Origin of the sequence: Bradyrhizobium sp. LB14.3, from assembly GCF_040547985.1 — a bacterium.
Classification (GTDB): domain Bacteria; phylum Pseudomonadota; class Alphaproteobacteria; order Rhizobiales; family Xanthobacteraceae; genus Bradyrhizobium.
On record NZ_JBEPQT010000002.1, the window covers coordinates 66,255 to 81,113 of the forward strand.

General features: G+C 63.2%; 11 protein-coding genes. 4 read left to right on the top strand and 7 right to left on the bottom strand.

The window, feature by feature from the left end; translation table 11 throughout:
- Window positions 1-119: 119 nt before the first annotated feature.
- Window positions 120-401 carry a hypothetical protein gene (locus ABIB00_RS03990; RefSeq protein WP_354103468.1) on the bottom strand — a complete coding sequence of 94 codons (282 nt, stop codon included), beginning with the start codon at window positions 399-401 and terminating at the stop codon, window positions 120-122.
- Window positions 402-650: 249 nt separating this feature from the next.
- Between ABIB00_RS03990 and ABIB00_RS03995 the strand changes: the two genes are divergently transcribed.
- The 4 genes from ABIB00_RS03995 to ABIB00_RS04010 all read left to right on the top strand — a co-directional run bounded on the left by ABIB00_RS03995 (window position 651) and on the right by ABIB00_RS04010 (window position 6,181).
- Window positions 651-893 (top strand): hypothetical protein, encoded by a 243-nt coding sequence (locus ABIB00_RS03995; RefSeq protein ID WP_354103469.1) that lies wholly within the window; start codon window positions 651-653, stop codon window positions 891-893.
- A gap of 399 nt (window positions 894-1,292) precedes the next feature.
- Window positions 1,293-1,520, top strand: a complete 228-nt coding sequence (locus tag ABIB00_RS04000; protein WP_354103470.1) for a hypothetical protein — start codon at window positions 1,293-1,295, stop codon at window positions 1,518-1,520.
- Window positions 1,521-1,999: 479 nt separating this feature from the next.
- The gene (locus ABIB00_RS04005) at window positions 2,000-4,897 is read left to right on the top strand and encodes an ATP-binding protein (RefSeq protein WP_354103471.1); all 2,898 of its coding nucleotides are present in this window, start codon (window positions 2,000-2,002) and stop codon (window positions 4,895-4,897) included.
- A gap of 75 nt (window positions 4,898-4,972) precedes the next feature.
- Entirely contained in the window at window positions 4,973-6,181 is a 1,209-nt protein-coding gene (locus ABIB00_RS04010) for an ABC transporter substrate-binding protein (protein WP_354103472.1), read from the top strand.
- A 49-nt stretch (window positions 6,182-6,230) separates the two neighbouring features.
- Here ABIB00_RS04010 and ABIB00_RS04015 read toward each other — a convergent pair whose 3' ends face one another.
- The 6 genes from ABIB00_RS04015 to ABIB00_RS04040 all read right to left on the bottom strand — a co-directional run bounded on the left by ABIB00_RS04015 (window position 6,231) and on the right by ABIB00_RS04040 (window position 14,571).
- Window positions 6,231-6,932, bottom strand: a complete 702-nt coding sequence (locus tag ABIB00_RS04015) for a hypothetical protein (RefSeq protein ID WP_354103473.1) — start codon at window positions 6,930-6,932, stop codon at window positions 6,231-6,233.
- A 10-nt stretch (window positions 6,933-6,942) separates the two neighbouring features.
- Window positions 6,943-8,214 carry an efflux RND transporter periplasmic adaptor subunit gene (locus tag ABIB00_RS04020; protein ID WP_354103474.1) on the bottom strand — a complete coding sequence of 424 codons (1,272 nt, stop codon included), beginning with the start codon at window positions 8,212-8,214 and terminating at the stop codon, window positions 6,943-6,945.
- Window positions 8,211-11,393 carry an efflux RND transporter permease subunit gene (locus ABIB00_RS04025; RefSeq protein WP_354103475.1) on the bottom strand — a complete coding sequence of 1,061 codons (3,183 nt, stop codon included), beginning with the start codon at window positions 11,391-11,393 and terminating at the stop codon, window positions 8,211-8,213. The genes ABIB00_RS04020 and ABIB00_RS04025 overlap by 4 nt, the downstream gene beginning before the upstream one ends.
- Before the next feature lie 79 nt (window positions 11,394-11,472).
- Window positions 11,473-12,396 carry an RNA polymerase sigma factor RpoH gene (gene rpoH, locus ABIB00_RS04030; RefSeq protein ID WP_354103476.1) on the bottom strand — a complete coding sequence of 308 codons (924 nt, stop codon included), beginning with the start codon at window positions 12,394-12,396 and terminating at the stop codon, window positions 11,473-11,475.
- A gap of 60 nt (window positions 12,397-12,456) precedes the next feature.
- A complete protein-coding gene (locus ABIB00_RS04035; RefSeq protein ID WP_354103477.1) occupies window positions 12,457-13,881 on the bottom strand; it encodes a sensor histidine kinase in 1,425 nt (474 codons plus the stop codon).
- Between the two features lie 9 nt (window positions 13,882-13,890).
- Complete coding sequence (locus ABIB00_RS04040) at window positions 13,891-14,571, bottom strand: response regulator transcription factor (RefSeq protein WP_354103478.1); 681 nt, start codon at window positions 14,569-14,571, stop codon at window positions 13,891-13,893.
- Window positions 14,572-14,859: the final 288 nt, after the last annotated feature.

A 14,859-nucleotide genomic window follows, 5' to 3' on the forward strand; every position in this document is an offset into this window, starting at 1 on the left:
TCATTGGGACAGCCCAAGCGGTTTCATCATTTTCTACCCAGCTTACCATCAATTCTTTCGAAAGACACGGGTAGCCGGGCGGCGCAGCCGCCCCACTCCCGTCTTGCAATGCGCGCTGTTTAGCAGCCGCGGCAGATCGATCCTTCCAGCATCTTCTCGAGCCGGGCGTCTTCCTTGTCGATGGTCTGGTCCGTGCCGAGCAACGGCCCCTTAGTCGCGTGACCACCACTGCCCGAAGACGGAAGCGCGGTGCCGAGCGAATTCGTTCCTGGTGCGGCGGCGCTCGTACCGAGCGCACCGCCGCTCTCCATCGACATATGCGATCCCATGCCACCGCGGGCAGACGCGGTGCCCGAGAGCGCAACGCTGGCGAGGATACAAACAACAGCAAATGATCTCATTGCTCACACTCCAGATGTTCACACTATCTGCCTTCCAGAAACGGACACTGGACGCGTTTGACCACGCACAATCGCGCGAGAATTCTGACAACGAAGACAGAATCTTCCCGCAAGAGTGATGCACATACGCCGGGGTTTTCCACCAGGACGACCTACATAACCATCAAGAACAATTTCGGAAACGCCACTAGCCGAGCAGCGATCATCGCGAAGCGACTCTCCGCACAGAGCAAACAATGGAGAAACGCTATGAGCGTATTCAGAATCCTAATCGCCGCTGCGCTACTCTCAACGGCAACGATATCATCCGCATCCGCAGCCTGGTCCTTCGCCGATCAGGAGCCAGCCGCCTTTGCATCGATGTACCCCGATCGCGACGTGCTGAATGGTGGCGCGCTGACGCCGGCCGGGCGAATGGGCCTCGAGCGGCCCGGTGGCGCCGCGCCCGTCTTCGCCGCGGGCCACCTTCACAACCGCAACTGGCACCGATGACGGAACACGGCAATCGAGCATCCTGCGTTCTGCCAGGTGCAAATGATGGTGTCCGCAGTCCGGGAGTGCGACCGCGCCATGCGGCGCACCTGCCGGCTTCGAAGCAAGGCCGATCACATCGATTCCGACAACTGCAAAACTTAACAGTTCTTCGGCATCTGGAAACGTGCAATGCGCTCGCAATCTTGGCGCGCCCTCGGCACGGAAAGCATTCGCCTGACTAGTGCGCGAACCTCTTTGTCGGATGGGCCGTCGATGTCTGAGGTCAACGCGCCGCGACGACTCCGTGCAAAGGCGAAAATGTTCGTTCGATCAACACTGCGGATCCGGCGCGCACATGCACATGTCCCGTGAGCGGGCCGAGACGTTCCCGGCGTCGCTTTCTCAAGGAGATGTTCGATGACTACACTGAAGCTCTTGTCGGCCGGATTCGTGGTCGCAGCCATGATTGCCTCCCCCGTGATGGCTCGCGAAGGCAACGCGAAGCGTACCAATGTCGACGCTTATGCGTCGGCTCAGCGCGTTCCGGTCACCTCCAAGCACGGCTGCGCCCGTGCTCCCGACGTCGGCGCTTACGCAACCGCTCCCTGGCGCCGACCGCCCTGCGAGCCCACGTCGGGCTACTGAGTTCCCGAACCGGAGCAAGTCCGGTTGACGCCGACTGGAAATTGATCCTCTCAACGTTTCGGATTTTGGCCCCTCGGCGGTAGGAAGGACGGCGGCTCACTCAGGCCGCCGTTCTTGCGACTGGTGCACGTCTCCTCGAAGCATCGTGCCTCGGAGTTGTTGCGCTGACGTCTCCCGGCGATGTGAGCGAATGATGCCTTCACTGATGGCATCAGCCTCCTTCCGAACGACTCTCGCAATCTGACCCACGCCCGACCTCGTCACGAATTCGTGTATCGAACACGAACGCGTCGGGTGCCAGCATCGACGATGAACGAAGCGCCGGCGACTGAGTGGGCCTTCTTGACACGCCGACAATCTCCCCTGTAGGAGACCCAAGCGCATTGACGCTTTCAAATTCTGCCAAGGGGCGGTGATCTCAAGGGCGAGCTCGTGATTTCCGCCGGATCACGGCAGCGAAATTGATTCACGGACCCCCGATGTCATCGCCGACTGATCGCACTTACTCTTTCGGACATTGGCTGATCGATTGCCAGCGAAGAGAGCTGAGATACGACAACGTCGCGGTGCCAATCGGCAGCCGCGCATTCGAGATTCTCGAGAAGCTGGTCGGCTCAGTGGGTCTCCTGGTTACCAAAGACGATTTGATCGGGAGCGTCTGGTCGGGCCTGACCGTTGAAGACAATACGCTTCAGGTTCATATTTCGGCCGTCCGCAAGGCGTTCGGCGAGGATCGCAATCTCCTCAAAACGATTTCGGGTCGCGGCTATAGTCTCGCCGGAACCTGGCGAAGTGGGCATCTGGATCACGCCGCAGCCACGCCTGTCGCTGTGCCGGCCGATGCGCCCTTCTCCAGCAACCTGCCTAGCATCCGCGCGCCTCTCATCGGTCGCGAGGACTGTCTGAGCCAATTGGCCGATGTGTCGTCGGCGTTTCGGGCCGTGACCCTGGTCGGGCCCGGCGGTATCGGAAAGACGAAGCTGGCAATCGAGCTCGCGCGCAGCGTCGCCTCCACTTTCAACGATTCCGTTGTGCTGGTCGAGCTCGCGACCCTGCAGGATGCGGCACTTGCGGCATCCGCATGCGCCCGTGCACTCAAGCTCGTCTCGAATGACAAGGAAGTCTCGGCCGCGAGCATTGCCCAAGGCATCGGGACCCGCCGTCTGCTTCTTGTCCTGGACAATTGCGAGCATGTGATCGAAGCGGCCGCGCAGATCGCCGGCGCCGTGCTGCGCTATTGTCCGAACGCCACGGTCCTCGCGACCAGCCGCGAAGGCCTCCGTATCGATGGCGAATACGTTGCGGCCATTCCGGCGCTCTCGGTTCCTGGTGCCGATGTGCACGATCCCGACCTGCTGCTCCGGGAAAGCGCTGTGCAGCTGTTCGTCGCACGAACGCGGGCCTTGCGCGCAAGCTTCGCCGCAGGCGCTGAGGAGCTTCAGAAGGTCGCCGCCATCTGTCGTCGGCTTGACGGCATTCCGCTCGCATTGGAATTTGCCGCGGCCCGGACCGCCAATCTCGGCGTAAACACCGTATTGCTTCGCCTCGACAAGCGCTTCGAACTCCTCAACGGCGGCCGCCGCGATCAGTTGCCACGCCACCAGACCCTGCGGGCGACACTGGACTGGAGCTATGACCTCTTGCCCCCGGCAGAGCAGAACCTACTTTGCCAACTCGCGGTGTTTCCTGCCGGCTTCACGCTCGATGCAGCCAGCGCGATGATGAACGACACTTTGTCCCGGTCGGACGTCATCGAAACCCTGTTCAATCTGGTCGGGAAATCGCTAGTGTCGCTCGACCCCTCGTTCGAAGGACGATGGCGCCTCCTGGAGAGCACCCGCGCCTATGCGCTGGAGAAGCTCGCGGACGCAGGCCTCGTCGAACAGGCGGCCAAACGGCAGGCCGGCTTTCTCAGGCAGATCATCGCGCCGCTCGGCGATGCCTCTCCTGCTCCCGACGACATCTCCCGTTTCGCCCAGGAGATCGGAAACGTGCATGCGGCGCTCGATTGGGCGTTCTCGCCCGGTGGCGATACCGCGCTGGGAATCGAGCTGACGGCCGGTTTCGTTCCGGTATGGATGCAGCTGCTGTCCTTCGTGGAATGTTCGACACGGATTGAGCATGCGCTTGCACATTTCAGTCCCGGGTTCAGCTGCGTTCCGAAGCTGAAGGCGCAGCTCTGTGTCGCCCTGGGATTCTCACTTCTCAACACGACGGGATCGGCGGATCGCATGAAGGCGGCACTGAGCATCGGCCTCGTGCTCGCCGAGGAATTGTCCGATCTCGAACTTCAGCTCAAGGCGGTCTGGACTTTGTGGAGCTATAACCTCAACTCTGGTCAATATGCAGCGGCCAAGGAGGTCGGCGAACGCTACCTCGAGATCGCACTGCGCACGGAAAATACCGCCAACGAGGCGGTAGGCCGTCGCCTGATCGGCGCCGCCAGCCATTTCTTTGGCGCGCAGGAGGATGCGCGGCGCGAACTGACTCTGTCGCTGGACCAATCGGCTCACGGATTGAACGGCGGTGTGAACCAGATGTGGTTTCTGCTGAACCAGAGCGTTCTTGCCAAGGCGATGTTGGCGCGCGTCCTGCTGTTGCAGGGAAAGATCGCCCAGGGCAGATCCCTGGCCGCCGAATGCCTCCAGGAGGCCCAGCGTGAGAAGGACAAGCTTGCAATCGCCTACGCACTCCGGAATGCCGTCTGCCCCATCGCGCTGATGACGCATGATCTCGCTGCCGCTGATCAGGCGATATCCTCCCTTCTCGAGCTCGTCACACGCGAGGGGATAGCTTTCTGGACCAGCTGGACGTCTTGCCTGAAGGGACAATTGCTGGTCCTGCAAGGCAATCACGACGACGGAATTGCTCTGCTGCGCAGCGGCCTGAAAGCGCGGACCGAGAACGGATGGCTGATGCGCAATCCCGAGTTTCTCGGATCGCTCGCCGAAGGCCTGCTCGCGAGCGGCGAGGCTGCGCAGGCACTGGGCGCGGTGGAAGAGGCCTTTTCGATATCGCGGCAAGGCCGCCAGTTGTGGTGCCTTGCCGACCTGTTGAGGATCAAGGCTGAAATTCTCCTGGCCAATAATCCATCCGATCTCTCGCGATCGGAATTGCTGTTTGCCGAGGGACTATCTGTGGCCCGAGACCAGCAATGCCGCTTCTACGAGCTGAAGGTTGCGGCGGCGTGGGCAAGGATCATGGCTGGATCGAACCGTCAGCAGACTGCCCTTGATCTCGTCGGTCCGGTCAGTGCTCTGTTCGATCAGGAGATCGATCTTCCCGCGCTCGCCTTCGCCCGCGCTCTGGCTGAAATACCGGGCATCTCACTTTCGACATGCGACAGCGACCGGCCCGCGTCTTGCACCTGCCACTAGGTTGCTAGGCTCGGCCGAGACAACTTGTCCTGCACTGCCAAAATGACCCATCACTCCATCTTGCGGACTTGCTCGATGAACATCTCTCGACGACAGATTCTGGCCGGCATCGGCGCTTCGGTGTTTTCGCCCGGCCTGATCCGTGCGCAGGGCACTCGACCGATCAGGATCGGCGAGATCAACTCCTATAGCAGCGCACCTGCGTTCACCCTGCCCTATCGTCGCGGCTGGCAGCTGGCGGTCGAGCAGGTCAACGCGAAAGCAGGCCTTCTCGGGCGAGAGCTGCAGGTCATCAGCCGGGACGACGAAGGCAAACCCAGCGTCGCAATCCGCGCGGCGGAAGAGCTCGTGCGCAGGAACGAGGTCGATCTGCTGGCAGGTGCCTATCTGTCGCATGTGGGCCTCGCGGTCAGCGACTTTGCCCGGCAGAATCGAGTCTTGTTCGTCGCAAGCGAGCCGCTCACGGATGCCCTCGTCTGGGAGCGGGGACATCGATATTCCTACAGGCTCCGCCCCTCGACATACATGCTGGCAGCGATGCTGGGGGAGGAGGCAGCACAACTCAAGGCGACACGATGGGCGACGATCGCTCCGAACTACGAGTACGGGCAGTCGGCCGTGAGGTGGTTCATGCAGCTTCTCAGCCAACGTCGACCCGACGTCCAGTTCGTTGGCAGTCAGTGGCCGCCCTTGGGCGCCATCGACGCCGGCATTGTCGTGAACGCCCTCGCTCAGCAGAATCCCGAAGCGATCCTCAATGTCACCTTCGGGCCCGATCTCACGAAATTCGTCCGGCAAGGTAATGATCGCGGCCTGTTCGAAGGGCGAGACGTCGTGTCGTTCACGACAGGCGAGCCCGAATACCTCCATCCGCTCGGAGAGGACGCGCCGAAAGGATGGATCGTGACCGGATACCCCGTGACCGAGATCCTGGATCAGGCCAACAGCTCCTTCGCGTCGGCCTATTCCTTGCGATATGGCGAGCCTCCCACCATGGGCTCCGTGGTCGGTCACGCCATGATCAGCTCCATCGTCGCTCCGATCGAGCGCCTCGGGAGCCTCGATACGGAAACGATGGCGGACGGGTTTGGCAATGCCAGCTTTGATACGCCGTTTGGACCGGCGGCCTGGCGTTCCATCGACCATCAGAGCACGATGGGGACATTCGTCGGCCGCACCACGGTCAGGGGCAACAAGGCGGTCATGGTGGACTGGAAATATAAGGACGGTGGAACGATGCTTCCGCCGGATGCCGAAGTCCGCAAGCTGCGCCCGGCAACATGACGGGCGAATGCGGTGTGATGCAATGACACGGAAGCCCTGCAATTCCGCCTCAGCATCCCGGCGGAAGGATCGGCGACACGCCCGGCGTCGGTGCTGCGCCTGAGGCGTTGGCCGGCAACACCGTCGCAGGCTCCGCCAGATTCATCGAGACCCCTTCCGCGCAGGCCGAGCTGTTTGGGCTGGGCACAACGGCGACGTTCGGGTCTATGCCAGTGCCGCCGGCGCCGCCGGTGTCCGCCAGGATCGTGCCAGGCGCGGGGCTTGCAGCCACTTGCGGTACCGAAAGCGGCAGGGACGCAGCGCTTGTCACCTGCCCTCCCGGCGTTGAGCTGCATGCGACACTCGTACCTGTTCCCACCGGCGTAGCGGCGGAGACAGTCCCGATGGAGCTGCCGTTCTGTCCCATGGCCAGCAGGATCGGAGCTGCGATGCCCGATGTCGAAAGGCCCGTGGCCGATACCGTCGGAGTCGCCGGCACCGGCGCCGGCGATGACGACGATGGAGCGCAGACGACGACCGTCCCCGGCGTGGTCGGATCCGAAGCGAGCGGAACAGGCGCCAGCGTCGTATCCGGAGCACCCGGCACGGTCGTCGCCGAAAACGGTCCCGGACTGTTGAGCGGCGAAATCACGATCGCGCCCGGCACCGTCGGCAGATCCATTGCCGTGCTGCCGGTCGTTGCGACCTGTGCGTGGCCCGGAGAACCGGCGAGCAGGAGAGCCATCACCGTTGCGAGCGCGATCCGCATCATTTCCGTGTCCCTAACTCACCTCGGTCTTGCGAACGGTGACCTTGCTGCCCTCCGCCAGACTGACCGCCGGATTGAGCACGACCTGATCGCCGGCCTGCACGCCGTCTCGTACTTCCACCGTGGTACCGAAGTCCCGGGAGATCGAGACCTGCTGAAATTGAACCGTGCCGTTCCGTACGACCACGACATGGAGGCCGTTCTGATCGAAGACGAGCGCGTCGGAGGGAATCGTCACTGATGGCGTCCTGCGCGGGATTGACAATTCGACGGTGCAATAGATCCCGGGACTGAGCAGGCCATCGGGATTGGGGACGTCGATCTCGGTCAGCAGCGTCCGGCTACCCGGCTGCAGCGCGGTCGCGATCCGCGTAACCTTGCCAGCAAACGTCCGCCCCGGAATCTCGGGGACGCGGATTTCCGCATCGACGCCCGGCCCAACTCCGAACGCCTCGTCCTGCGGTACGAAAACCTGAGTTCGGACCACGTCGGAATGCATCATCGTGAACATGAAGGTGGAGCCTGCTTGCACCAAGCTGCCATTGTCGACGTTGCGCTGGGTGACCACGCCGTCGAACGGCGCCACCACGCGCTGGTAAGCCTTCTCCTGTTGGAGGACGCGAATCTGCGCCTCCTGCGCCGTGATGTTCGACTGGGCGACGCCCACCGCACCCTGCTGCGCGCGCAGGGTGAGTCGATCGTTGTCGCCCTGTTGCGCCGTCAACCAGCCTTGCTTGACGAGATTGCTGTCCCGCGAATTGGTGACGTCGGCCAGCTCCTGGCTCGCCTGCGCCTGCTGAAGGGCAGCCTGGTCCTGGGCGAGCGTCGCCTGCGCCTGCGCGATCTGCTGGTCCAGCTCGGGCGCGGTGATTTCCGCGAGGAGATCGCTCTTCTTGACCCGATCGCCGATATCGACATAGCGCTTCTCGATATAGCCGCTGGTCCGCGCGAAAATGTTGGCCGCTTCGAACGCAGTCGTCGTCGCCGGCAAGCTCACCTTCATGATGTTGCCGCTTGGCTTGACTGTCGCCACCCGAACTTCCGGAACGTTGGTCCGAACCTGCTCTGCCACCGCGGCAACGTCACGCGCGGCCTCGTAGTGCCGCCAGCCGCCGATGCCGAGACCGCCCGCAAGCAGCAGGAGCACACCTCCCCCGAGCAGCGCGCCACCGTAACGGCGTCCGGATCGTGCGCTCTTGCCCGGCAGCTCCACGACCCGGAGGCTCTCTGCCCCCGGGCGGTCTCGAGCCCCCTCGTCATCGGTCCTTGCGCGAACATCACTCATTCCGGTTGCTCCTCGAATACGCCGTGGCGAGGCTTGCCGTCATTACCCTTGCGCAGCACGGCGAAGAGATAAGGCACGATCAGCAAGGTTGTCGGGGTTGCGAACAGCAGGCCGCCGATGACTGCCCGCGCGAGCGCGGCATTCTGCTCCTCGCCCGGCCCGCCGATCGCCATCGGGATCATGCCCACGATCATCGCGGCCGCGGTCATCAGGACGGGCCGGATCCTCGTTCGGCCCGCGCTGAGCGCCGCCTGGAAGGCGGTGTGTCCCTTCAACTGCTCGTCACGCGCGAAGGTCACGAGCAGGATGGAGTTTGCCGAGGCAACGCCGATCGCCATGATGGCTCCCATCAGCGAGGGCACGTTCAGCGTGGTACCGGTGATGAACAGCATCGTTACAATGCCGCAGAATGTCGCCGGCAGCGCCAGGATGACGACGAAAGGATCGCCAAAATTCTGGTAGTTCACGACCATCAGCAGGTAGACCAGGATGGCGGCGAACAGCAGTCCGATTCCAAGATCGCGGAACGACTGATGCATGCTCTGGATCTGTCCCAGAACCTGAATCGAATTGCCCGGCTGCAACTGCTTCTGGAGGTTTGACGTCACCTTCTCGATATCGGCCGCGACGCTGCCGAGATCCCGGCCTTGGACGCTCGCATAGACGTCGAACACCGACTGGACATTCACCTGGTTCGAATTGGTGGGAACGGTGCCCCGCTTGAAGGTGGCGACATTGCTGAGCAGGCCGGGCACCGTCTGCCCGCTTGCGGCAAGCGAGGCCGACACCGGCGTGTTGCTCAGTGCGTTTAGCGAGTTGGCCCTGTATTCGGGCGTCTGCACAGCCAGGTAATACGGGATGCCTGATGTCGGATCGGTCCAGAAATTCGGCGAGACCTGCGCGGACGAGCTGAGGCTGACATTGATGTTGGTCGCCACCGTGCTCGCATTGAGACCCAGCTGCGCCGCGCGGGTGCGGTCAATGTCGGCATAGAACGCCGGAGCATCGACCTCCTGCTGCAGATGCGCGTCGACTATTCCGGGGATCTCCGCCAGTCTCTTCTGCAGCTCCTTGGCCACGGCCAGGTTGTTAGCGCCGTACCCGACCGTGCGGACATCGATCTGCGCCGGGAGACCGAAGTTCAGGATCTGCGTGACGATGTCGGCCGCCTGGAAATAGAAGGTGTCCTCCGGGAATGCCGATGGCAGCACCTGCCGCAGCTTCCTGACGTAATCCGCAGTCGGCTTGTGCCCGTCCTTCAGCGACACCAGAATTGTGCCGTCGTTCACCCCGATCGTGGAGCCGTCGGTGAATGCGAGATTGTAGGCCCGCGCCGGGAGACCGATATTGTCGACGATCAGCGCCCGGTCATGCTCCGGAATGACTTCACGGATCTTGTCCTCGACCGCCTGGAAGATCGCCTCGGTGCGCTCGATGCGCGTGCCCGCGGGCGCGCGGACATGAAGCTGGATCTGGCCGCCGTCGATCAGGGGATAGAAATCCCTGCCGACATAGGCGAACATGGTGGCTCCGAGCGCCAGCACCAGCACGGCGACGACGGGTACGACGGCGCGAAGCCGCAGCACTTTCAGCAGGAGATCCGAGTAACCATCGCGCAGGCGCTCGAAGCCGCGCTCGAATGCTGCGGAGGCGCGCGCGAAGATCCCCGACGGGCGCTCGCCCTCACCATGGCGTCGCTCCCCCTTCAGCAGCAGGCCGATGGTGATCGGCGTGAGCGTCCGCGATAGCCCGTAGGACGCCAGCATTGCGAACACCACGGCGAGGCCAAGCGGCGTGAACAAATATTTGGCCGGCCCCTCCAGAAATACGACCGAGGTGAACACGCAGCTGATCGCGAGCGTCGACACCAGCGTCGGCACCGCAATCTCGGCGGCGCCATGCAGGGTCGCTTCCGACAACGGCATGCCTTCCTCGGTCCAGAGCCGGTGCGTGTTCTCGATCGTCACCGTCGAATCGTCGACGAGGATACCGACCGCCAAGGCAAGCCCGCCGAGTGTCATCGTGTTGAGGGTCTCGCCGAGGAAATAGAGGACGATCAGCGAGGACAGCATCGCCAGCGGGATCGAGATCAGGACAACCAGCGTCGATCGCCACGATCCCAGAAACACCAGGATCATCAGCGCTGTCAGGCCAGCGGCGATAGCACCTTCGCGCAGCACGCCATTGACCGAATGGGTGACGAATATCGACTGATCGAACAGCTCGTTGATCTTCAGCCCCGCCGGAGCCGACGCGCGGATCGACGTCAACGCCGCCTTCACGCCATTTACGACGGCGAGCGTAGAGGCATTTCCGTTCTTGATAACGCTGAGCAGGACCGCGCGGTGGCCGTCCTCGCGCACGATGTTCTGCTGGACCTGAGCGCCGTCGCGGACCTGGGCGACATCCTTCAGGAAGATCGTGGCCCCGTTCGCGAACTTGACCGGGATCATGTTGAGATCCTGGATCGTGCCCGGCGTCGCGTTGGTGCGAACAGTGTACTGGGTGTCCCCGATCTTCGTCGTACCGGTCGGCAACGTCAGATTCTGGGTGTTCACCGCATTGACGATGTCGAGCGGCGTCAATCCGCGCGACAGCAACTTGTTTGGATCGATGTCGACCATGATCTGGCGGTATTTGCCGCCGGCAGGTGTGGGCAAGGTCACGCCTGGAACGGGAGCCAGCTGCTGACGGACCCGGTAGATGCCGAAGTCGTAGAGTTGCTGCTCATTGAGACTGTTCGACTCGAGGCTGAGCTGGAGCACTGGCACGCTCGAGGCATTGAACTGCACGATGATCGGCGGCTGGATGCCCGGCGGCATCAGGGCGCGGATGGCATTGGTCCCCGAGACGATCTGCGCGATAGCAAGATCGAGATTGACGTCCGGCTGAAAGTAGATCTTCTGAATCGACAGCCCGTTGAGGGTCTGCGCCTCGATGTTCTTGATACCGCTGACGTTGGCGCTGATCGAATACTGGCTGTAGGTACTGACGCGCTGCTCCATCTCCGGCGTCGAGAGGCCGGTGTAGCTCCAGATGACCGTAACGACGGGGATCCGAATCTCCGGGAAGATATCTGTCGGCATCGACCGGATCGCGATGCCGCCGAGAAACAGGATCAGCGCCGCAAGCACATAGAATGTGTGCGGAAGCCGGAGCGCGAAGCGAACAATTCCCATGGTGGTCTGCCTGGAGCGAGTTACGCCGGATCGTCGAACAGATGAGAACGGTCGGCCCCGCGTTCAAATGAAAACGAATTCAAACTCTCCATGCGGTGCCGCGTGGCGCATCCTGCGCAGCGAGCGTCACCGCCCGCTTGACCTTGGCGAAGGCGCGCATCTCGATCTGCCGAACCCGTTCGCTGGATATGGACAATTCGTGGGCCAGCTGATCGAGCGTAACAGGGCATTCCCTCAGCCGCCGCGCCTCGAAGACGTGACGTTCCCGCGCCGCAAGCCCGCCCAACGCAATATGCAAGGCTTTGGCACGATGCTCCGTCTGCTCGTGATCGGCCAGCACCGTCTCAGCGTCGACCGCCCCGTCGACCAGTAAGGCTTCCAGCTCGGTTCCACTGTCGTCGTCGCCGACGCGCGCATTCAGCGACAAGTCGCCATGCAGCCGCGCGTCCATCTCAATCACGTCACGCGCGGTCACCGCAAGCTTCGCGGCAATCAATTCGGCGACGTCGGGTGTGAGCCCGGTCATCACGCTGCCAGTGGCTTTCCTGATCTCGCTGCGGAGTTTGAAGAATAGCTTCTTCTGCGCGGCGGTCGTCCCGATCTTGACGAGGGACCAGGACCGCAGGATGTACTCGTGAATGGCGGCCTTGATCCACCAGACCGCATAGGTCGAGAATCGCGCGCCGCGGCCGGGCTCGAAGCGTGACGCCGCAATCACGAGGCCCAGATTCGCCTCTGCGATCAGATCGACCAGCGGAAGGCTGTATCCCTTGTAGCCGCGCGCCAGCTTGGCCGCGAGCCTGAGATGGCTGGTGACGAGCGCATCCGCCGCGCTCTTGTCCCGCGTCTGCTGCCAGCGATGTGCAAGCTGCTGCTCCTGTCCCGGCTCGAGAAGCTCGTAGCGCCTGATCGCCGCGGAATACGCGGTGAGGAATGGCACCGGCACCGGTGCAAGCGACGCGGCGGGGGGATTGTTGCTCGTAACTTCGTGGCTAGTCTGCATCTGTCACTCCCACACTCCAGGCCGGTTGGTCGATCTCGAAAGCATCGCGCGTCATTTGGCTCATCCCATCTCGTCCGCGTCTGCGTGCAGCAATGTCCGCGACCGGCGTGTGGCGGCCCTGCCCGTCAGTCCGGTCCGAGCAAGGATCTCGATCCGCCCTCCGGGCGCCGGACCGATGATCAGCCGAAAGCCATGCAGCTTGACGATGGCGGCGACCAGGCTCAGTCCGAGCCCGACGCCCGGCGTGTTGCGCATCTTCTCGGAGCGATAGAACCGCCGCAGCACTGCCTCACGCTCCTGCTCGCTGATGCCGGGGCCGGTGTCGCGTATGCGCACGAGCGCCGTGTCGTCCTCCGCCTCCAGAGCGAGTTCCACCCGTCCGCCTGATGGCGTGAACTTGACGGCATTGTCCACGAGATTGGCGACCGCCTCGAACAGCAGGTCCCGGTCGCCCCACACCTGCACATTACGCTCGATGACGACACCGAGCGCCATGCGCTTGTCCTCGGCGATCGGCTCATAGACGTCGCACACCTCCCTCAGGATCTCGTCGAGCGCGACGTCGCCAAAGCCGGCCGTGCGACGGTTGTTCTCGATCTCGGTCAGGCGCAGCAGGGCGGTGACAATCGCGAGCGACTGGTCGATGCCGGCGATAGCCTTATCGACAATCTCCTGGAGCTCTTCCAGCGTTGCCGCATGCGTTCGCCCACGCTCCAGCGCAAGACGAACGCGCGTCAGCGGAGTTCTGAGATCGTGAGCGATGTCGTTGCCGACGCCGGCAAGCGCATTGATCATAGTCTCCATCTCGTCGAGCATGCCGTTCACGATCCTGGCCAACCGCGCGAAGGAATCGTCCGTGCCGCCCTCCGGAAGCCGCTCGCGCAGCTCGCCGGCCACGATCCGTTGGACCCGCTGGTTGACCTCCTCGACGCGCCTCTGGGCGCGGACGCTCAGCCAGACTCCGGCCAGCAGGCAGAGGCTGAAGGCCGGCAGCAGGCCCAGAGCCAGGGCCTCCCCCACGACGCTCGATATCTCGCGCGTCTCGTCCACGTTCCGTCCCATCACGAGGACATCGCCGTCATCGAGACGCCTACCGACCGCCCTGACGACCGGAACATGGACCGCCGGCTTTTCGAGCAGATCCAACCGCACGCCCTGCACTGCTCCGTCCAGCCCCAGCTCACGCGGCACGCGGTCGATGTTGCCGGCAAGCCTGGCGCCGGCGGCATCGAACAGTCCCGCGTACTGCACGCCCCTGGAATCCTGCGCGAGATGATCCGCGATGGCGCTGATGCGGCGAGCCGGCGGCAGGTCTGCGATGAAGTGAATTTGCGTGGCGATCATGCGATCGGATCGCGCGACCAGATAATCGTCGAGCTTCCAGTAGATGAACGCGAACAGGCCGGCCACGAACAGCGCAAACGCGGCGGCCACAGCCAGAGCCCAGAGGAACGTGCTGGAGCGGATCAACTGTATCTGGTGCATCGTCCGTCCCTATTGCCGCGAGCGCAGGACGAAGCCGGAGCCTCGAACGTTGTGGATGAGCTGCATCTCTCCGGGACCGTCGACCTTGTGGCGAAGCCGGCCCATATGCACGTCGATCAGGTTCGTGGTCGCCGGAACGAACTTGTAATTCCAGACCTCCTCGAGCAGCATCGCGCGCGTCAGCAACTGATCGTTCCGGCGCATCATGTATTCGAGCAGGCGGAATTCACGCGGCAGCAGGTCGAGCTTGCGTTCGCCGCGTTGCGCGGTCCGCTCGATCAAATCGAGCTCGAGCGGCCCGACATGCAGCATGGTCTCGCGGCTGTCGGTCGGACGGCGCAGAAGCGCCTCGATCCGTGCGACCAGCTCGATGATCGCGAACGGCTTTGTGAGATAATCGTCTCCCCCCATGCGCAGTCCGCGCACCCGGTCGTCCACAGCGCCGAGCGCGCTCAGAACCAGGACGGGCGTCCTGACATGGTCCCTGCGCAGCGCCTCGATGACAGTCAGCCCGTCGATTCCCGGCAACATGCGATCGACGATCATGGCATCCGGGCTCGACGCGCGGGCACGGTCGAGACCGTCGACACCGTCGCCGGCCCACTGCACCTCGAAGCCGCGATCGGCGAGCTCGGCGACAATCGCCTCGGCGGTTTCGACATCGTCCTCGATCAGGAGAATCCTGCTCATGATCTTCGCTCCACGTTCCGCGCGGCGTTTTGGCGCGCGGTGAGGAAGCATCGGTTCAGCGGCGCGCAGCGTCATGTTCGGCGTCCGCGCACGCCGAACCCGCGACCCTGGCGCCGCCTGATACCGGCCACTCGCTGTGGTGCGAGATAGGCTTGCCGCACGGGCGCTGCCATTGAATTCCAGTTCATGTTGCGGACGGCTCGCCTCACGAGCAGCGCAAATGCAAGGACGATACGTGTTGCCAATGTCGTGATCCTCTTGCGGGCTCCGCTGCGAACTGCGCTGGAT

Bases quoted from the DNA above. Each gene is read 5' to 3' on its own strand.
- ABIB00_RS04015 (WP_354103473.1), bottom strand. From the start codon at position 6,932: ATGATGCGGATCGCGCTCGCAACGGTGATGGCTCTCCTGCTCGCCGGT.
- ABIB00_RS04040 (WP_354103478.1), bottom strand. From the start codon at position 14,571: ATGAGCAGGATTCTCCTGATCGAGGACGATGTCGAAACCGCCGAGGCG.
- ABIB00_RS03995 (WP_354103469.1), top strand. From the start codon at position 651: ATGAGCGTATTCAGAATCCTAATCGCCGCTGCGCTACTCTCAACGGCA.
- ABIB00_RS04025 (WP_354103475.1), bottom strand. From the start codon at position 11,393: ATGGGAATTGTTCGCTTCGCGCTCCGGCTTCCGCACACATTCTATGTG.
- ABIB00_RS04010 (WP_354103472.1), top strand. From the start codon at position 4,973: ATGAACATCTCTCGACGACAGATTCTGGCCGGCATCGGCGCTTCGGTG.
- ABIB00_RS04000 (WP_354103470.1), top strand. From the start codon at position 1,293: ATGACTACACTGAAGCTCTTGTCGGCCGGATTCGTGGTCGCAGCCATG.
- ABIB00_RS03990 (WP_354103468.1), bottom strand. From the start codon at position 401: ATGAGATCATTTGCTGTTGTTTGTATCCTCGCCAGCGTTGCGCTCTCG.
- ABIB00_RS04020 (WP_354103474.1), bottom strand. From the start codon at position 8,214: ATGAGTGATGTTCGCGCAAGGACCGATGACGAGGGGGCTCGAGACCGC.
- ABIB00_RS04005 (WP_354103471.1), top strand. From the start codon at position 2,000: ATGTCATCGCCGACTGATCGCACTTACTCTTTCGGACATTGGCTGATC.
- ABIB00_RS04035 (WP_354103477.1), bottom strand. From the start codon at position 13,881: ATGCACCAGATACAGTTGATCCGCTCCAGCACGTTCCTCTGGGCTCTG.
- rpoH (WP_354103476.1), bottom strand. From the start codon at position 12,396: ATGCAGACTAGCCACGAAGTTACGAGCAACAATCCCCCCGCCGCGTCG.